Source organism: Flavobacterium glycogeni, from assembly GCF_048286775.1.
In the GTDB taxonomy this organism is placed as follows: domain Bacteria; phylum Bacteroidota; class Bacteroidia; order Flavobacteriales; family Flavobacteriaceae; genus Flavobacterium.
Window position 1 is genome coordinate 227462 of record NZ_JBLVPV010000004.1, and the last position, 19452, is coordinate 246913.

Sequence of the window (19452 nt, forward strand, 5' to 3'; positions counted from 1 at the left end):
AATGAAAGTCAACCAGTTTCCAGACCGAATAATTGAAATCGAAAATGAAGAATACCTCTATTTTGGAGGAACAGCTTATTTGGGTTTACCAACGCATCCCGAATTCCAAAAACTGCTCCTCAAAAATATTTTGCAGTGGGGAACAGCATATGGGAGTTCGAGAAGTGCAAACATTCAACTAACCGCCTACGAAAACGGTGAACGATTTTTAGCTAATTACATCAAAGCTGATGATACACTTACCCTTTCTTCCGGCATGTTGGCGGGGAAATTAGTTCTCGAAGCGTTAACACCTGAAACCGATTGCTTTTTTCATCTTCCTGATACGCATACTGCTATCAAAGTGCCAAATAGTCTGCCTGTTTTTATTGGAAATGAATTAAATCCTCGTTTGCTGGATAACGTAACTGAAAAAATCACGATTCTAACTGATTCTGTTCCGTCATTTCATGTAAAACCTATCGATCTTTCTATTCTAAATTCGATTCCTTCCAATAAAGAAATTACTTTGGTTATTGACGAATCGCATTCACTCGGAATTTTGGGAACGAATGGTTGCGGGATTTATTCAACAATCAATCTGCCCAATATTAAAAGAAAAATCATGATAGCGTCTTTGGGTAAAGCTTTTGGATTGACAGGAGGCGTAATTGCCAGTGATTCCGAATTTATTAATCAGATTACAACTCACGATACATTTGTTTCCAGTGCCGGGATGAATGCGGCATTTGTCCAAACTATGGCAGATGCAGCAGCCATTTATTTGCAACAGCATCAAAAATTAAAAGACAATTTAAACTACATTAATACTCATTTGATTAAAAATAAAGCAGTACATTTTGACCCCAATTATCCGCTAATTTATCCAGAAATCGAAGGACTAAATGAAATTTTCACTGCGAATAAAATCATAGTGACTAATTTTAAATATCCAACAGACACCAAGGGTTTAAATCGAATTGTAATTACTGCCAATCACAAAAAAGAAGATTTGGATAAAATAATTCACATTCTGAACCTAAATCAATTCTAAATCGAAAATTGTGGTGCAATTGCTTTTTAACCGTACCTTTGTAAAAAATTAGAATATGATGACAAACAACGATATCTTTAAAAAACTTCGTGTAGCATTAATGTTACGTGACGATCAAATAGTTGAAATATTAGAATTGGTGGATTTTAGAATCACTAAATCAGAATTGGGTGCTTTTTTCCGTGATGAAAAACATGAAAATTATATGGAATGTGGCGACCAAGTGTTGCGTAATTTCCTAAATGCATTGGTAATTCACTTGCGTGGAACTAAAGAAAATCCAAAAAATCCAAATGATGTTTTAGCCAAACACAAAGCTCAAATTCCTGTAAAAGAAGGAACTTCTGAAAGAGCAGAATTTAAAGCAAAACCAAGAGACGAAGAAAAATCAAGAGGTGATGAAAGTCCATCAAAATCTAAGCCTGCTGCTAAGAAACCGTTCAAAAAGCAATTTACAAAAGGAACTCCAAAAGTTCAAATAGTGGAAAAAGTGAAATTTAATTTCGGTAAGAATAAAAAATAGCAAGATGTGCAAATCTGTACGTCTCTACAAAATTAAACAAAAAATCCTGAGCTTTCACTCAGGATTTTCTGTACATTTATTCATCATTACTAATTTATCCTTTCAAAAATGAAATGTATTCTAACCTTCGCTATATTATTTGTTACTACCCTATTTTTTGGACAAAACAATAAAGCTGAAGAACCAGCCATGTTTATTGATTCAAAATTAGTTTCGACAAATTCAATGGAATACATCGACCCAAATGAAATAGAATCTGTGAATGTTATCAAAAAGGACACCACAATAAATGGTGCTGTATATCATGGTCAAATTTACATTACTTCCAAAAATCCTAAGAAATATGATTTTATAAGTTTGGAACAAATTAAATCTGAATTTACCAAAATAAAAAGCAACGATGTCATTTATATGGTAAATGGTGCATTAATAAAAAACAATATTGAGACTTTCAAAGTGGACCGAAACTATATTTTAGAAGTTGAAGTCACCAATTCAGAAACATTTTATAATTTAAGAAAAAGCGATATTAAATTTGACATCATTAACATCTTGGGAAAAACCAAAGAGAATTTAGAAAATAAAAATAAGATTTTAATAAGAGGTCATGAAGCAATTGGTGTTAAATAGATTCTATTTTTAATAATGTTTAAATCCAATTTAAGAACTACAGCTTAACATAGAACATCCTACTTTATCTCTGGCCCAATCGGGTCTTTTGGCAAACCATTTTTGCAAATTCGGTTGTTCGTCATACGGATTTTTAAGCATTTCAAATAATTCGTTTAGCAAAGTATAATCTTCCTTGTCCGCGTCATCAATACACAATTGTGCCATATAATTTCGCAATACATATTTTGGATTCACTTTATTCATCTGATCTTTTCTTTCATAATCCGACAGTGTTTCTTCATTGATTCGAATAGTGTACTTCTCAAACCAATCGTGCCAATCTTTCAAGATCGTTTCATCTAAATCCTTTTCATTATAAAAGGCGTCTTTTATGGTATTGAAAGCTGTTATTGCGGTATCACCTTTGGTAACAATACTTAGGTTTCTAAAGAAAATAGTCATATCAGTTTCTACTCGTTCCAACAATTGAGTCAAACTCTGAATCAAAACTACATCTTGTTCTTTTTTGATTTGGAAACCAAGCTTATTTTGCATCATATTCAAATACTCCTTTTCGTAATCCGCACTAAAAGCATCTAAAATAGTTTCCAGCGGTTTCGCTTCCTTTATCAAAGGAAACAAAGCGTTTGCCAATTGATACAGATTCCAAAGCGCAATTTCTGGTTGATTGCCAAAACGGTATCTTTTATGCTGGCTATCCGTTGTATTTGGAGTCCAACTGGAATTATAATCTTCCAACCAACCGTAAGGTCCGTAATCAATAGTGATGCCGTGAATAGACATATTATCCGTATTCATAACTCCATGAACAAAACCAACACGCTGCCAATGCACAATCATGTTCAATGTAGTCTGGGTTACTTCTTTAAAAAAGTCCAAATACTTTTCGACGCCTTCTCCTTGGATATGAGGAAAATGATGTTTGATGGTGAAATCAGCTAATAATTTGAGATTAACATAATCCTTCCGAGAAGCAAACAATTCAAAGCTACCAAAACGGATAAAAGAAGGAGCCACTCTACAAATGATTGCACCTTTTTCGGAGGCAGGATTTCCATTATACAATACATCACGCAGTACTTGATCGCCAGAAAGCATTAGTGAAAGCGACCGTGTTGTTGGAACACCCAAATAATGCATCGCTTCGGCACACAAATGCTCTCGTATAGAAGAACGCAAAACTGCAAAACCATCGGCTGTACGGGAATATGGTGTAGGCCCTGCCCCTTTTAGTTGTAAAGTGTAGGTATTATTTTCATGAACCACTTCGGTAAGATTGATGGCACGACCATCTCCTAATTGCCCTGCCCAATTACCAAATTGATGTCCGGCATAACTCAAAGCATACGGTTTCGTGTTTGGAAAAACGGTGTTTCCTGAAAAAGTATTTAAAAAATCAGCTGAAAGTATATCCTCAGGAGAAAGACCAATAGCATTTGCTACTTCAATTGAAGCGTGAATTAGTGAAGGATTTGAAGGTTTTTTGGGTAACACAAACGAATAACAAGCTTGCTGAACCTGTCTCGGCATATTGCTTTCATTGGGATCAGCAGGTAATTCGTTTATAAAATTATTTTGTATATGAAGTTTCATTTGGTAGCAGATTACTATAAAATAGAAATAATTAAGACTAGCAGAATGTAAAGATATTCGATATCGTACACATAATTGAATTCTTATGATAACTTTATTTTATAACCAAATCATTTTATTTATAAACACCAAAAACTCAATTTATAGTTTCATCGACAGTATAAATTTATTCCACAAAAAAATCCTGTTCGCCGTAGCGAACAGGATTTCTAAATATATATAACAATTTTCTAATTAAGAAAGCGCTGCCGTTACTTGATCAGCCGCTTCTTGAAATTCAACAGCAGATAAAATTGGCATTCCTGAATTATCAATTAATTCTTTTGCGATTGCTGCATTAGTACCTTGTAAACGAACAATGATTGGCACATTTATAGCATCACCCATATTTTTGTAAGCATCAACAACTCCTTGCGCCACACGGTCACAACGAACGATTCCACCAAAAATATTAATTAAAATCGCTTTTACGTTTGGATCTTTTAAGATAATACGGAAAGCAGTTTCAACACGTTTTGCATCAGCAGTTCCACCTACGTCAAGGAAGTTAGCAGGCTCAAAACCAGCATACTTGATTAAATCCATAGTTGCCATAGCCAAACCAGCTCCATTCACCATACATCCTACAGTACCGTCAAGATCAACATAGTTTAAACCTACTTCTTTTGCTTCAACTTCGATTGGGTTTTCCTCACGAACGTCACGCATATCAGCATATTTCTTTTGTCTGTATAAAGCATTATCATCGATATTTACTTTAGCATCTACAGCCATAATTTTATTGTCAGATGTTTTTAAAACCGGGTTGATTTCAAACATCGAAGCATCAGATCCAATATATGCATTGTATAAAGAATCGATAAACTTCACCATTTCTTTGAAAGCATTTCCAGAAAGACCTAAGTTAAAAGCAATTCTTCTTGCTTGAAAACCTTGTAATCCAACAGAAGGATCAACTTCTTCCGTAAAAATTAAATGAGGAGTGTGTTCCGCAACTTCTTCAATATCCATTCCACCTTCAGTAGAATACATAATCATGTTACGACCTGTAGCTCTATTCAATAATACAGAAACATAAAACTCAGAAGTTTCACTTTCACCAGGATAATAAACATCTTCAGCGATTAAAACTTTGTGTACTTTTTTACCTTCAGCAGAAGTTTGAGGTGTAATCAATTGCATTCCGATGATTTGCTCTGAAATCTCTTCTACTTGTTGTAAATTTTTGGCAAGCTTCACTCCACCACCTTTTCCACGTCCACCTGCATGAACTTGGGCTTTTACAACATACCAACTTGTACCCGTTTCGGTAGTTAATTGTTTTGCAGCAGCAACCGCTTCTACTGGACTATTAGCAACAATTCCGCGTTGAATGCGAACTCCGTAGCTAGCTAAAATCTCTTTTCCTTGATATTCGTGTATGTTCATAATATAGAATTTGTCTGGATTCTGAATTTATTTCAGAATAAAAGTGGCACAAAAATAGCAAAATTCATCTAAATAGAGAAATCTTTTTTCCTATTTAAAACTAAGATCACATTAGGTAGAAAATAAATGAAATTTATGCATGCCTTTTTCAATTCTTTATGATGTGATACTATACAGAATTTGAGAAACAAAAACTACTACAACGATTGAAATAGTACTAACAAAAAGGGCTATTTGTAGCCTATTATTACTGTTTTATTCATTTAAAAATAAATCGAATTGTCAAATCATCAATTTCAAGGTATTTAAATGATAGTATTGATTTTTATTCAACCTTTTTATTCTTTTACCATAAAAATATAGCCTATACCGCATTTTTGATGTATTATATTTAACGAAATCTTTATTTTTGTATAAAAAAAATATCAGCATGAGAGTTAAAGAACAAGGCCTTTATTTGCCGGAATTTGAACACGACAACTGTGGCGCAGGATTTATTTGTAATTTGAATGGAATCAAGTCAAATGACATCATACATAAAGCACTCGATATCTTAATAAAACTAGAGCATCGTGGAGCTGTAAGTGCAGATGGAAGAACGGGAGATGGAGCAGGAATACTATTTGATATTCCTCATGATTTTTTTAAGAAAGTTTGCGATTTCAAAATTCCGGAAACTAGAGAATATGCAGTAGGAATGGTTTTTATGCCAAAAAGCATCAACCAGGTTTCTTTCTGTAAATCAACTTTTGAAGCTTCCATAAAAGACCAAAATTTAAGCATTTTAGGATGGAGAGACGTTCCTGTTGATGTATCTAATTTAGGTCAAATTGCAGCCGAAAAAGAACCAACCGTGAAACAAGTATTTGTGGGTAAAAATGGTTTGGATCTTACCGAACAACAATTCAACGCCAAAATGTTTGCTGCAAGAAAAATAGCGGAACATATTATTATAAATTCTAGAATTTCAGAAAGTCATAAGTTCTATTTTTCTAGTTTTTCCACTACCACTATTATATACAAAGGACTGTTGATGCCTGAGGATATCAGCAGGTATTATACTGATTTGTTAGATGATGACTTGGTAACCAGATTAGCCTTGGTTCACCAGCGTTTCTCGACTAATACTTTTCCGTCATGGGAACTGGCACAACCGTTTAGATACATGTGTCACAATGGCGAAATAAATACCCTTCGCGGAAACATTAGCCGTATGCGTGCTCGAGAAGAACTGATGAAAAGTGATGTGTTTGGAGATGATATCAAAAAATTATTCCCAATCATATTAGAAGGAAAATCCGATTCGGCTTCTATGGATATGGTTATCGAATTATTATTGATGACTGGACGTTCTTTGCCGGAAGCCATGATGATGGTAGTTCCTGAAGCTTGGGAAAAACACCAAACCATGTCGGAAGACAAGAAAGCGTTTTACGAATACAATGCCTGTATCATGGAACCATGGGATGGGCCAGCTTCTATTCCGTTTACAGATGGGAATGTGATTGGTGCTTTATTGGATAGAAACGGATTGCGTCCTTCCCGTTATACATTGACCAAAAGTGGTTTTGTAATTATGTCATCAGAAATTGGTGTTCTAGACATTAAACCAGAAGATGTGATACAACACGGTCGATTGGAACCCGGAAAAATGTTTCTGGTTGACATGAACGAAGGTCGAATTATTGAAGATGATGAGATAAAAAATTCAGTTGTAACTAAACGACCATACAAACAATGGTTAGATGAAAATTTATTGCAGTTAGCTCAAATTCCTTATACTGATAATCCAATTCCGGTTGAGAAAATTGATTTCGAAACCAGACAACGTTTATTTGGATATACGATTGAAGATTTAAAAACAATCATAAATCCAATGGGCGCTGAAGGTGCAGAAGCATTAAGCTCTATGGGTAACGATACTCCGCTAGCAGTTTTATCGCATCAGCCACAATTGCTATATAACTATTTCAAACAATTATTTGCTCAAGTTACCAACCCGCCATTGGACGGTATTCGTGAAGAAATTATTACTGATATTAGTTTAGCAATTGGTGGTGATTATAACATCTTTGATATTGTTCCGAAACATTGTAAAAAACTAAAAATTCAAAATCCGGTTATTTCCAATGAGGATTTAGATAAAATAAAAAATATCGATCATGCCGATTTCAAATCGGTTACTATTTCTACTTTATATCCAATTGAAAAAGGGGTAAATGGTTTGGAACGCGCTTTGGAAAAATGTGTACAAGCAACTTTTAAAGCAGTTTCTGAAGGACATAATATTGTTATCCTTTCAGACAGAGGCGTGAGCGAAGAAATGGCGCCTATACCAATGTTATTGGCTTGTTCGTACATTCATCATTCCTTGAATATTCTAAAATCACGTTCAAAATTCGGAATCATAATCGAATCTGCCGAACCTCGTGAACCACATCATTTTGCCTTATTGTTTGGTTATGGCGCAAGCGCAATCAATCCATACATGGTAAATGAAATCATTCACGATCAAGTGAAACAAGGTTTTATCACCAATGTAAAAGCGGATTCTGCCGTAAAAAATTACAACAAAGCGATTGCAAAAGGGATTCTAAAAATCATGAATAAAATTGGCATCTCTACATTACATTCGTATAGAGCTGCACAAATTTTTGAAATTTTAGGATTAAATAAAACATTCACCTCTAAATATTTCCCTTATACGCCTTCCAGAATTGAAGGAATTGGTTTGATGGAAGTGGAAAAAGAAATCAAAAAAAGATACCAAAAAGCATTTCCAAATTCTGAAGTTGCCAGTTTATTGCCATTAGAAATTGGAGGTATTTACCGATGGAGAAGAAACGGGGAAAAACACATGTTTAACCCAACAACAATATCTAAATTACAACAAGCGGTTCGTTTAAACAGTCCGGAAAGTTATAAGGAATACTCCAATATGGTTAATGACCAAAGCGAAAACTTAATGACAATCAGGGGATTATTTGAATTTAATAATCTTGATCCTATATCTATTGACGAAGTGGAACCTTGGACAGAAATTGTAAAAAAATTCAAAACTGGTGCCATGTCTTATGGTTCAATCAGTCAGGAAGCCCATGAAAACTTGGCTATTGCCATGAATAGAATTGGCGGAAAAAGTAATTCTGGAGAAGGTGGAGAAGATTCAAGACGTTTCCAAAAAGACTTAAATGGAGATTCTAGAAATAGTGCTATTAAACAAGTGGCTTCAGGAAGATTTGGGGTGTCTATCAACTATTTGACCAATGCCAAAGAGATTCAGATAAAAATGGCTCAAGGTGCAAAACCTGGAGAAGGCGGACAATTACCTGGAGAAAAAGTAGTGCCTTGGATTGCAGCAGTAAGAAATTCAACGCCTTATGTTGGGCTTATTTCTCCTCCTCCGCATCACGATATTTATTCTATTGAAGATTTATCACAATTGATATTTGATTTAAAAAATGCCAATCGTGAGGCAAGAGTAAACGTAAAATTAGTTTCGGAAGTAGGTGTTGGAACTATCGCTGCCGGTGTTGCCAAAGCAAAAGCCGACGTGATTTTGATTTCTGGTTACGATGGAGGAACAGGAGCTGCGCCATTAACTTCGTTGCAACATACCGGAATTCCTTGGGAACTTGGACTTGCCGAAGCACAACAAACTTTAATCTTAAATGATTTAAGAAGTCGTGTGGTATTAGAATGTGACGGACAATTGAAAACAGGTCGTGATGTAGCAATTGCCGCTCTGCTTGGTGCAGAAGAATTTGGTTTTGCAACAGCGCCATTAGTGGCATCAGGTTGTATCATGATGAGGGCTTGTCACTTGAATACGTGTCCGGTTGGTATTGCCACACAAGATCCTGAATTGAGAAAAAATTTCAAGGGAACGCCAGAACACATCATCAACTTCATGTATTTTATTGCTGAAGAGTTAAGAGAAATAATGGCTCAACTAGGTTTTAGAACCCTTAAAGAAATGGTGGGACAATCTCAAAAATTGAATGTCAATAAAGCGATCAAACATTATAAAGCAAGTGGATTAGATTTGTCTTCTATTTTATATAAACCAGAAAAAGCAAAATACGTTCCTAATCATAATACAACAACCCAAGATCACGCATTAGAAAATGTTCTTGATTTTGAAATTATAAAAGCGGCTATTCCTTCTATTTACAGAAAAGAAAGAACTAGGGTTAATTTCAAAATTAAAAATACGGATCGCTCTGTTGGAGCTATTCTGAGTAATGAGATTTCAAAAATATATGGTGCACAAGGATTGCCAGAAGACACTATTTTGGTTGACTTTGAAGGTTCGGCCGGGCAAAGTTTTGGTGCTTTTGCAACCAACGGATTGTCTTTTAAAATCCACGGAAATTGCAATGATTATTTAGGAAAAGGACTTTCTGGCGCAAAATTGATTATCAAAGTCCCTCCTACCGCTACTTTCAAACCAGAAGAAAATATCATCATTGGTAACGTAGCGCTTTATGGAGCAATTACTGGTGAGGCATATATTAATGGTATGGCTGGAGAACGTTTTGCAGTTAGAAATTCTGGAGCAACTGCAGTTGTAGAAGGAATTGGAGATCACGGATGTGAATACATGACAGGTGGAACTGTTGTGGTACTAGGAAAAACCGGAAGAAATTTCGCAGCTGGAATGAGCGGTGGTATTGCTTATGTTTTTGATCCAAATAAAAAATTCGATGCTACATTATGCAATATGGAAATGGTCGCTTTTGAAACATTAGAAAAAGATGATTTTACTAAACTGAGACGTTTGATAAAAAATCATTCTATGTACACCAACAGTCCTTTGGCAAAAAGAATTTTGGAAGACTGGGAAAACCAACAAAAGCATTTTATCAAAGTAATGCCAACCGATTACAAAAAAGCATTGCAAAGAATATCAGAGGAAAAGCAAATTGAAGAACTAATAGCACTATAGTTATGGGCAAGATAGGTGGATTTAAAGAATATAATAGAACCGACGAAAATAATGTTGCTGTTCTAGAACGAGTATCAAATTATAATGAGTTTAGAATTCCGTTAGCAAAAGATAAGATCAAAGAGCAAGGTTCAAGATGTATGGATTGTGGGATTCCTTTTTGTCATAGTTCATGTCCCTTAGGAAATTTAATTCCTGATTTTAATGACATGGTACATCAAGAAGAATGGGAAAGTGCCTTGAAGATTTTACAATCAACTAATAACTTTCCAGAGTTTACTGGTCGCTTATGTCCTGCGCCTTGTGAGAAGTCATGTGTATTAGGAATTATCAGTGAGCCAGTAGCTATCGAAAATATCGAAAAGAACATTATCGAAAGAGGTTTTGCCGAAGGTTGGATCAAACCACAAACACCAGAAGTGAGAACTGGAAAAACAGTTGCCGTAATTGGATCTGGTCCTGCAGGATTGGCCGCTGCTCAACAGTTGAATCGTGCTGGACATACCGTTAACGTTTTTGAAAGAGACAATGCAATTGGTGGGTTATTACGTTATGGAATTCCAAATTTTAAATTAGAAAAAGGAATTATAGACCGTCGTGTAAAAGTATTAGAAGCCGAAGGTATCGTTTTTAAAACCAATGTAAACGTTGGCGTAAATTACAGTGTTGAGGAATTGAATGTTTTTGATTCTATTGTATTATGCGGTGGAGCTACCGAAAGAAGAGGTTTGCCAACCAAAGGTGCTGATAGCAAAGGCGTGGTTCAAGCTATGGATTTCTTGACACAACAAACCAAAGTTTTGTACGGCGAAACAATTGCGGATCAAGTTAAAGCAACCGGAAAAGACGTAATCGTAATTGGTGGTGGAGATACCGGATCGGATTGTGTGGGAACATCCAACAGACATGGAGCAAAATCAGTTACCAATTTTGAAATCATGCCAAAACCTCCCGTGGGAAGAAGCGAAACAACGCCATGGCCTTTTTGGCCGTTGCAACTAAAGACATCTTCTTCGCATGAAGAAGGTTGTAATAGAAATTGGTTGATTAATACCAAAGAATTTCTTTCTAATGAAAGCGGCCAACTTGTTGGTTTGAAAACGGTTGAAGTAGCTTGGAAAATGACACCAGGACAAAGACCAGAGCTAATAGAAAAAGAAGGTTCAGAAAAAATATGGCCATGTGATTTGGCTTTATTAGCCCTTGGTTTTACAGGTCCTGAAAAAACATTAAGCGACCAATTGGGATTGGAAATTGATATGAGAAGCAATTATAAAGCAACGAATTATCAAACAAATGTTCCTCATATATTTACTGCTGGTGATATGAGAAGAGGACAATCCTTAATCGTTTGGGCTATATCCGAAGGCAGAGAAGCCGCTAGAGAAGTTGACTTATACTTAATGGGTTACACCAATTTGCCAACAAAAGGCAAAGGAGATTTGCCAAGTTTGTAGTATTTGATAGAAATAAGTAATCCCCTTTGAAAAATAATATTTTTCAAAGGGGATTTTTAATTACAGTCAATTTGTAAACAGACTTGACGAATTAAGAATAACGATCTACCTAATTTTCAACAATTGATTTATAGATAAAATCATTTGGTTTGATTTGTTTCGATTTTGCTTTTTGTTTCCTTCTCCACATTATAAAACCCGTAACAGGTAAACTTGCAGCTATTAGAACAACCAAAAAGGCAATTATTTTACCCGAAATTCCAAAAATAGAACCTGTGTGAATACCGAAAATTGAGTTTTTAACTTTCTCTGCCATCGATGCGTTTTTATCTAAATCTGTTTGCACAATTTTTCCCGAAAATTGATCTACAAAAAAGGTATTATATTTTGGGATATACTCGTATGCATATTTCAATTTAACACGAATGGTCCCGTCACTTTCTTTAGGATAATAAATATTTGACTCTATGCAATTGGGATATTCTTTCTGTATTTGTGCATAAATTGCAGCAATGTCTGTTTCCGTCGATTTTGGCATTCCCGAATTTGGTCCCCATTTGGTGTACGGTTTACTATTGGTAACTGCATACACAGCTTTTTTTACAAAATCATACGAAAAAAACAAACCTGTACTTGCTATAAAAACCAGAATAAAAGAAGCGTAAAAACCTCCAATTCTATGCAAATCAAAATTCAATCTTTTGGCAGACTTATCACTTATGGTAAAATAAGATTTCAGTTTTTTAAAATTGGTTGGAAACCACAAAACCAAACCTGAAATCAACATAAAAAGGAATATAAAAGTCGAAACTCCAATTATATTTTTACCAATATCACCTAAAAGTAACGAACGATGAATCTCTAAAATTATGGCAAAAAACGAATCTTTACTATCCAGAGACATTACTTCCTTCCCGTTGTAGGGATTATAGGCAACTTGGATTTTTTTATCTCCCAAAACAATTGTTGCATTGGGAACACTCTCCTTTTGTTTAATAAAAAGCAACTTATTTTCCGCATGGTTTTTCTTGAAAGAATCAATAACAACATCAAGTGGCACACGACCTGAATTTTGCGCATTTACATAATCAAAATCATGTTGGGTATAGCTTGTTATCTCTTCTTCAAAAACATAAATACAACCCGTTACGGCTACTATAAATAGGATAATCCCTGAAGCCAAGCCGAGCCAAAGATGCAATTTCCGAATTGTTTTTTTTAATTTCATTACAAGTATAAAAGGTTAAAACTGCAACTTTAGCATCGACTTTTTTAAAAAATTAGAGGCTAAAAGCTATACTGTATTTGTAATGTGGCTCTTCTTCCCGGTGATTTCACATAATCTTGATCTCTCGCCATCCACCATGCAATATTTGGAGAATAATCTTTGTTAAATAAATTCTCAACACCAAATGCTGTTTTAATATGTTTGTTAATTACATACGAACTACTAAAATTAAAAATAGTATATTTTTTCACTGGCCCTTCATTAAAACTATATTTATTTGTTGCTGGATCTGAGCTGAATCGGTCTCTTTCAAAATTATGCAACGTATTTAACTCGATGCTCCAATTTTTCAAAGGCTGAGCTTGAATATTACCCGTCACTTTTGGCGCCATTATACGAGAACCATTAATGTATTTTTCATAAGCATCGTCATTATTATTGTCAACTTTTCCTTCTATCCAAGCAAATGCACCGCCAAAACTTAGATAATCCAAAGGCTTGAAATTGACAATTGCCTCATAACCCCAAATATATTCAGGAGCGCGTTGCATAGCATAAGAACCATCAGGATTTTGAACCGAGGATGCCCCTAGTCTTGAAGTACTCCAAAAGCTTGTTACTTCATAATTAAACCATCTTTTTGGTGATCCGGCTAATCCAACTTCGTAGTTATTCACTATTATGGGATATGTCGGTAATTTTGAAACAACACTTGTGGTTGCACTTCTTAATATTCTTCCAATTTCATTAATGGAAAACGATTGGGAATAGCTCGAGAAAACATTTAATGCAGGCAAAACATTATATCGAACTCCTACATTCCAAACCAGCGCATTGTATTCTAAATTACCACCTTCAACAAAAATACTTGGAGTGTATGTATTTGTTTTTGTGTTTAATATAGAAAGTGTATTAAAATCGTCAACTTCAACTTTAATATTTTCATATCGAGCACCTGCTTTTAATGTAACTTTATTCCATGCATCCAATTTAATCAACGCAAATGGGGCTGTGTTCTGCATATTCATTTGAGGAGTCCAAAAACGACCGTCTTCCAATTTTTGTACCGTGGCATCTTGAAGTAAATCTATTCCGTAAATTAAATCGGCTTTGTAATTTTCTGCAGAAAAAAGCCGAGAGTCAAGGTTTGCTCTAAGTCCTATTTTATTTGACTTTACGTTGGATTGTCCTCCGTTAAGGAATTGTATTTTATCATAGTAAAAAACAGTTCTAAAGTCTTGTGAATAAGCATTTACACTTAGTGAAGTTCCATTCCAGATACTAGAATTAGAGTAGCTCAACCTCAAATTATGATTTCTTGGAGTTCCCTCTGGAGTTCCTAATCTATCTGCTGCTGCTATCCCAATGGTAGGAGTCACTCCCCATTTGCCGATTTGTACGTCTTGATTCAAAAACGATTTTGATGCATAACCTATATACGATGCCTCAATTCTTTGGTTTTCGGATAGTGCATAACCAATTTTAATCAATCCATTATAGGTATTCATATTCGCCAAACTATAGGTTGGAGAAATGTTCACGGAATTAGCATCCTTTAATAATCCTGTTTGCTCATGGGTTAAGCCCAAAACATAGTCAAAACGATTGTGTTTTCCGTTTAAAGAAATCGAAGTTCTGAAGCCCAGAGTTTCATCAAAAGAAGCAGGTTGTGTTGTAAAACTAGATGCAACCGAGCCCATAATAATTTTGTCCTTATGATTCTTCTTCGTTATGTAATTGATAATTCCTCCATCTGCACCGTTTCCATAAATTGACGTGGCTCCTTTGATAACTTCAATTCTTTCAATTGAAGCCGGATCGATAACCTGAAGATCTCTTCCCCCATTTCGCAAAGGCGTTGATTGTGGTATTCCGTCTATCATAACCAAGAATGGTCTTCCTCTCAAGGTTTGTCCATAATTTGAAGTTTGGTTACTAGAAGTTGCCAAACCAGGAACGGTATATTGTAAAATACTAGCAATGTTTGAATTAACCAATGACTGGTTTTGAATCTTTTTTTCTCCAACAATGGTCACTGAGGAAGTTACTTCCTTTATACTCTCTTTTTTACGGCTGGCAGTTATTATGATATCATCCAATTCGGTAACTTTTTCTACTTCATTAATTTTTTCCTGTGCAAATCCAAAAAAAGGTATCAAAACAAGTAAATAAATTATTCTCTTTCTGTTCATAAGGGCGGTTTCTATTATATTTTTAATTTTGGCTTATTTTATTTTGCAAATATAATTTTTATTCATTCTAAATAAAAATTATATTCACACTTTATTAATAATATTTTTTGCACTATTTTAGATATTAATAAAATGTTTGTTTTATAACTTTTTGTTACAATTTGTTAGAATTCATTTATTAGCTTGTGGGACTAAATAAAGAATAATAAATTTGCTCAAAATTAATAATCATGCAATCAAAAGACTTAGTACAATTAGCAGAACAATTTGGCAGTCCATTATACGTTTATGATGCCGAAAAAATACAATCTCAATACAATAGATTAACAAAAGCTTTTTCTAAGGTAGATAAGTTGCGCATCAATTATGCTATGAAGGCTTTGTCGAATGTTGCTATACTTCAGTTATTAAAAGAAATGGGATCAGGGTTAGATACTGTTTCCATTCAAGAAGTATTATTAGGGCTTCATGCCGGCTATGAACCAGAAAAAATATTTTATACTCCAAATGGTGTTTCTCTTGAAGAAATTGAAGAAGTAAATGCAATGGGGGTTCAAATTAATATTGATAATTTATCCATTTTAGAACAGTTTGGCACAAAACATCCAAACGTTCCGGTTTGCATTAGAATAAATCCTCATGTGATGGCAGGCGGAAATGCAAATATATCTGTCGGTCATATTGATAGTAAATTTGGCATTTCTGTTCACCAATTACCTCATTTGGTTCGTATTGTTGAAAATACAAAAATGAATATTGTTGGGATCCATATGCATACCGGTTCTGATATTTTAGACATCGAAGTATTTTTATATGCTGCCGAAATACTATTTGATGCTGCTAAAAACTTTAAAAACCTTGAGTTTTTAGATTTTGGAAGCGGATTTAAAGTGCCCTACAAAAAAGATGATATCGAAACTGACATTGAAGAACTAGGCAAAAAATTATCCAAAAGATTCAATGCTTTTTGTGCCGAATACGGAAAAGAATTAACCTTAATATTTGAACCAGGGAAATTTTTAGTAAGTGAAGCAGGTTTCTTTTTGGCTAAAGTTAATGTCGTTAAACAAACTACTTCAACGGTTTTTGCAGGAATAGATAGTGGCTTTAATCATTTGATTAGACCAATGTTTTATGGTTCACAACATCATATCGAAAACATATCACACCCAAAAGGAAAAGAACGTTTTTACTCCGTAGTAGGATACATTTGTGAAACCGACACTTTTGCCAATAATAGAAAAATAGCAGAAATAAAAGAAGGCGATATTTTATGTTTTAGAAATGCTGGAGCATATTGTTTCTCCATGGCATCAAACTACAATTCCAGATACAAACCAGCCGAAGTATTATGGCTAAATGGTGAAGGACATTTAATCAGAGCACATGAAACCTTTGAAGATTTGTTAAGAAACCAAATTCCGTTGCCGGTATCAGCCTCAACTGTTTAAAACAAAAAAATCCCATTTGCAAAAATGGGATTTTTTTTTATAATGACAATACTATTTATTTTTTATCTAACAACGTTTCCAAAACTTCAGATTCAGTTCCATTAGGAAATGGAATCTTCAACATTTGCGAAAGCGTAGGTGCAATTTGAGTAATGTATTTTTTAGTGTGCAATTCTCCTTTTGGCACTTGCCATCCATAAAAAAGTAACGGTACGTGGGTATCATAACTGTTAGGTGATCCGTGAGTAGTTCCGGTAGGTTGGTATTGCATGTAACCCGTTTTATCAAGTATAACTATATCGCCATTTTGTTTTGGATCGAAGCCCTTTGAAATAAAACTTAAAAAATAGTCATCCCCAGAAGATGCTAAAATTTCTTCTTCAGTGTACACTCTTTTAACTTGTTCTTGGGTCATCAAAAAGTCTTTGAAACTTTGCTTCACTTTCGTCAATTCTACCCCTTTTTGTTTTATTATTTCTTTATTGAAAAAAAGATTAAAGTTAGAATAATCCAATATTAAATCAGCACCAAACGTTTCGTTAGAATGTTTTTTTAATGCTTCAACAATGTCTTTTAAAGGAATATTTCTTACATTGTATTTATTATCTTTTAGATAATTTGGATTTTCAGCTCCAGCGTGATCCGCAGTTAAAAAAAGTAAATAATTATCCTTTCCAACAGTTTTGTCTAAATAGCTTAAAAACTGAGCCAAAGTTTGATCTAAACGCAAATAAGTATCCTGTAACTCCATCGAACGCGGTCCAAAAGTGTGTCCTACATAATCCGTTGAAGAAAAACTAACAGTAAGAAAATCAGTAACATCATCTTTCCCTAGATCTTCTTTTTCTATAGCTTTCATCGCTAATTCAGCCAAAATATCATTCCCAAAAGGTGTCGTACGCAAAACATCAGCGCCTTTTTCTTTGTATATCTTACTTAAATCATACGGGAAAATAGGCGGGTTTGCTTTATCTAATTTCCCTTCATATGGATTATCGTCAGAAAGACTTTCGTTATAAGTAGCACCAGGCTTCAACAAATCCCAACCTGTATTGATATAGTTCATATATCGCTTTTCTTGGTTGAATTCTGTAACCCAAGTTGGTAATGTCGAACCATAAAAAGTACTAGAAATGAAGGCTCCAGTCTTACTATACCAAAATGCCCAATTAGCAAAATGTCCCGCTGGCAAAATAGCGCCACGATCTTTCAAACTCATGCCGATTACTTTTCCTTTAAAATTTGTCGCCATTCGCAACTCATCAGTAATGGTAGTACTTAGCAAGTTTTTTGGAGACATTGCTCCCTCCTTTTCTGTACCATCACCTATTGTTTTTACAGAAGCGTCATCTGTACAATACATATCTTTTCCTATAGCTTTATTAAACCAATCATTCCCCACAATACCATGAGTAGAAGGGATTGCTCCAGTATAAATACTCGCATGACCTGGTGCAGTATAAGTGGGCACATAATTGTAATGCATGTTATGAAATGTATACCCATTATTCATTAATCTTTTAAAACCATTCGCAGAAAAATCATCTGAAAAACGATATAGATATTCCATTTTCATTTGGTCTACCACTATACCCACCACTAATTTAGGGCGTTGCTGAGCTTGTGAGTTCAAAGACATAATAAATGCCAAAAACAAAATAATTTTTTTCATATTATATTTTTATATTGAAAACAAAAATACAACATAAAGTTTAATCAAACTCTGAACAAATACTTCAGGATAATAAATTAATCTATTCTTAACCCATCAAAAAAACATGCCTAAAGTTAATTAAAAATTGCAAGCGAATATTTTACTTGCAATTGCAAAATGAAAGACTAAATTTGAGTAGATTTCTAAATAAAGTAATTATGGAAATGTATGATAATAAAAATACTGCTCAAAAATCATTCGATGAAAATTATTTATCAGAAGAATTATTACAGGCACAATGGGCGGAATTTATAGAACTAAAGAAAGTAATTGCGGAAATATACCTTAAAAAAGGAAGTCCAATAACCATCTTAGACATCGGAATTGGTAATGCTAGAATAGTAAAACATTTAAGTGCAATTCCCGAAATGTGGAATATGGTTAAATTCTTTGACGGTACTGATAATGCCGAAACATGTGTTAATTTATCACGTAACGCAGCAAATGAATTAAATATTGAAGATAAAGTGACTGTTTATTGTTTAGATGCTGTAAAATTAAATCAATTACAAAAGCAGTATGATTTGATCATTACAACTTGGTTTACGGCAGGCAATTTTTATCCTGAAAACTTCCCTTTTGAAAATTATAATTTATTATCCGAAAAAATTGATTTATCAAAAAATGAAAAATTTGATACTATTTTCACCTTTGCCTATAAAATGCTGAATGCTAATGGAGAAATTTTAATTGGAGCCTGTTATATTGACAACGAGAATACAAGAAAAAAACAAGAACTATCGTATCAGAAAATGGGAATGACTGTAATAACTGATGCCAAAGATAGTTTTACAGCCACAAAAGAAAGATTTTAGTCACAAAGATTTACAAAAGAAAAAATATATCACTATTTTAAATTTGTAAAACGGGATAAAATATCATTTACCCAACTTGATCCTTATGATTATGCTATGCAAATAAGGATAAAAAAGTAAAATATCAATTACATATTAATCCCTTAATTTTTTCGGATCAAGTTCAAAAGTTGGGGATTACGCAAAAAGGTTGGATAATCTGAATAAGAAGAAATCTATCTTTCTTACACCTCTAAATTGACTTCTAAATGCTTTTATTTTGGCGTTAAAAGATTCTGCCGATGCATTTGTACTTCGATTGTCAAAAAAGTTTAAAATTCATTGGTAATTAAAAGTTATGGTATTGAGGAGGATGTTGAAGTTTTTAAAGCCAGATTCTTCAATTTTTCTGTACCAATGAGCCAATTTAGTCATGGCAATCTGTTTATCATTGTTAT

At 34.2% G+C, this 19452-nt stretch carries 13 protein-coding genes; 7 read left to right on the forward strand and 6 right to left on the reverse strand.

Annotated elements, in window-relative coordinates:
* The first annotated feature begins 1 nt into the window (after position 1).
* The 3 genes from ACNQGX_RS05180 to ACNQGX_RS05190 all read left to right on the forward strand — a co-directional run bounded on the left by ACNQGX_RS05180 (position 2) and on the right by ACNQGX_RS05190 (position 2186).
* Positions 2–1033, forward strand: a complete 1032-nt coding sequence (locus ACNQGX_RS05180) for an aminotransferase class I/II-fold pyridoxal phosphate-dependent enzyme (RefSeq protein ID WP_417974644.1) — start codon at positions 2–4, stop codon at positions 1031–1033.
* Positions 1034–1091: 58 nt separating this feature from the next.
* Complete coding sequence (locus tag ACNQGX_RS05185; protein ID WP_417974677.1) at positions 1092–1556, forward strand: DUF1456 family protein; 465 nt, start codon at positions 1092–1094, stop codon at positions 1554–1556.
* Positions 1557–1664: 108 nt separating this feature from the next.
* Positions 1665–2186: a hypothetical protein gene (locus tag ACNQGX_RS05190; RefSeq protein WP_417974646.1), complete on the forward strand. Its 522-nt coding sequence runs from the start codon at positions 1665–1667 to the stop codon at positions 2184–2186.
* Between the two features lie 30 nt (positions 2187–2216).
* On the opposite strand, the gene ACNQGX_RS05195 is transcribed toward ACNQGX_RS05190, so the two are convergent.
* Both ACNQGX_RS05195 and sucC read right to left on the reverse strand, forming a co-directional pair.
* Positions 2217–3782, reverse strand: coding sequence for a protein adenylyltransferase SelO (locus tag ACNQGX_RS05195; RefSeq protein ID WP_417974648.1), 1566 nt, complete (start codon positions 3780–3782; stop codon positions 2217–2219).
* A 234-nt stretch (positions 3783–4016) separates the two neighbouring features.
* Positions 4017–5210, reverse strand: coding sequence for an ADP-forming succinate--CoA ligase subunit beta (gene sucC / locus ACNQGX_RS05200; protein ID WP_417974650.1), 1194 nt, complete (start codon positions 5208–5210; stop codon positions 4017–4019).
* A gap of 430 nt (positions 5211–5640) precedes the next feature.
* On the opposite strand from sucC, the gene gltB reads away from it, so the two are divergent.
* Both gltB and ACNQGX_RS05210 read left to right on the forward strand, forming a co-directional pair.
* The gene (gene gltB, locus ACNQGX_RS05205; protein ID WP_417974653.1) at positions 5641–10158 is read left to right on the forward strand and encodes a glutamate synthase large subunit; all 4518 of its coding nucleotides are present in this window, start codon (positions 5641–5643) and stop codon (positions 10156–10158) included.
* Positions 10159–10160: 2 nt separating this feature from the next.
* Entirely contained in the window at positions 10161–11615 is a 1455-nt protein-coding gene (locus ACNQGX_RS05210) for a glutamate synthase subunit beta (RefSeq protein WP_417974655.1), read from the forward strand.
* Positions 11616–11724: 109 nt separating this feature from the next.
* On the opposite strand, the gene ACNQGX_RS05215 is transcribed toward ACNQGX_RS05210, so the two are convergent.
* A complete protein-coding gene (locus tag ACNQGX_RS05215; RefSeq protein WP_417974657.1) occupies positions 11725–12843 on the reverse strand; it encodes a PepSY-associated TM helix domain-containing protein in 1119 nt (372 codons plus the stop codon).
* A 59-nt stretch (positions 12844–12902) separates the two neighbouring features.
* Positions 12903–15035, reverse strand: a complete 2133-nt coding sequence (locus ACNQGX_RS05220; RefSeq protein WP_417974659.1) for a TonB-dependent receptor — start codon at positions 15033–15035, stop codon at positions 12903–12905.
* Between the two features lie 230 nt (positions 15036–15265).
* Between ACNQGX_RS05220 and lysA the strand changes: the two genes are divergently transcribed.
* Positions 15266–16486: a diaminopimelate decarboxylase gene (gene lysA / locus ACNQGX_RS05225; RefSeq protein ID WP_417974661.1), complete on the forward strand. Its 1221-nt coding sequence runs from the start codon at positions 15266–15268 to the stop codon at positions 16484–16486.
* A 55-nt stretch (positions 16487–16541) separates the two neighbouring features.
* Here the strand turns inward: lysA and pafA are convergent, their stop codons facing one another.
* Positions 16542–18158 (reverse strand): alkaline phosphatase PafA, encoded by a 1617-nt coding sequence (pafA, locus tag ACNQGX_RS05230; protein ID WP_417974663.1) that lies wholly within the window; start codon positions 18156–18158, stop codon positions 16542–16544.
* 173 nt (positions 18159–18331) lie between these two features.
* Here pafA and ACNQGX_RS05235 point away from each other — a divergent pair, with 173 nt between their 5' ends.
* A complete protein-coding gene (locus ACNQGX_RS05235) occupies positions 18332–19015 on the forward strand; it encodes a class I SAM-dependent methyltransferase (protein WP_417974665.1) in 684 nt (227 codons plus the stop codon).
* Positions 19016–19192: 177 nt separating this feature from the next.
* On the opposite strand, the gene ACNQGX_RS18345 is transcribed toward ACNQGX_RS05235, so the two are convergent.
* On the reverse strand, positions 19193–19333 hold the full coding sequence (locus ACNQGX_RS18345; RefSeq protein WP_470303503.1) for a transposase: 141 nt from the start codon (positions 19331–19333) through the stop codon (positions 19193–19195).
* Between the last annotated feature and the right edge of the window lie 119 nt (positions 19334–19452).

What these genes read in the sequence shown, in the direction of transcription:
- sucC (WP_417974650.1), bottom strand. Translation starts at nt 5,210, where the DNA reads ATGAACATACACGAATATCAAGGAAAAGAGATTTTAGCTAGCTACGGA.
- gltB (WP_417974653.1), top strand. Translation starts at nt 5,641, where the DNA reads ATGAGAGTTAAAGAACAAGGCCTTTATTTGCCGGAATTTGAACACGAC.
- ACNQGX_RS05190 (WP_417974646.1), top strand. Translation starts at nt 1,665, where the DNA reads ATGAAATGTATTCTAACCTTCGCTATATTATTTGTTACTACCCTATTT.
- ACNQGX_RS05180 (WP_417974644.1), top strand. Translation starts at nt 2, where the DNA reads ATGAAAGTCAACCAGTTTCCAGACCGAATAATTGAAATCGAAAATGAA.
- pafA (WP_417974663.1), bottom strand. Translation starts at nt 18,158, where the DNA reads ATGAAAAAAATTATTTTGTTTTTGGCATTTATTATGTCTTTGAACTCA.
- ACNQGX_RS05220 (WP_417974659.1), bottom strand. Translation starts at nt 15,035, where the DNA reads ATGAACAGAAAGAGAATAATTTATTTACTTGTTTTGATACCTTTTTTT.
- lysA (WP_417974661.1), top strand. Translation starts at nt 15,266, where the DNA reads ATGCAATCAAAAGACTTAGTACAATTAGCAGAACAATTTGGCAGTCCA.
- ACNQGX_RS05210 (WP_417974655.1), top strand. Translation starts at nt 10,161, where the DNA reads ATGGGCAAGATAGGTGGATTTAAAGAATATAATAGAACCGACGAAAAT.
- ACNQGX_RS05185 (WP_417974677.1), top strand. Translation starts at nt 1,092, where the DNA reads ATGACAAACAACGATATCTTTAAAAAACTTCGTGTAGCATTAATGTTA.
- ACNQGX_RS05215 (WP_417974657.1), bottom strand. Translation starts at nt 12,843, where the DNA reads ATGAAATTAAAAAAAACAATTCGGAAATTGCATCTTTGGCTCGGCTTG.
- ACNQGX_RS05195 (WP_417974648.1), bottom strand. Translation starts at nt 3,782, where the DNA reads ATGAAACTTCATATACAAAATAATTTTATAAACGAATTACCTGCTGAT.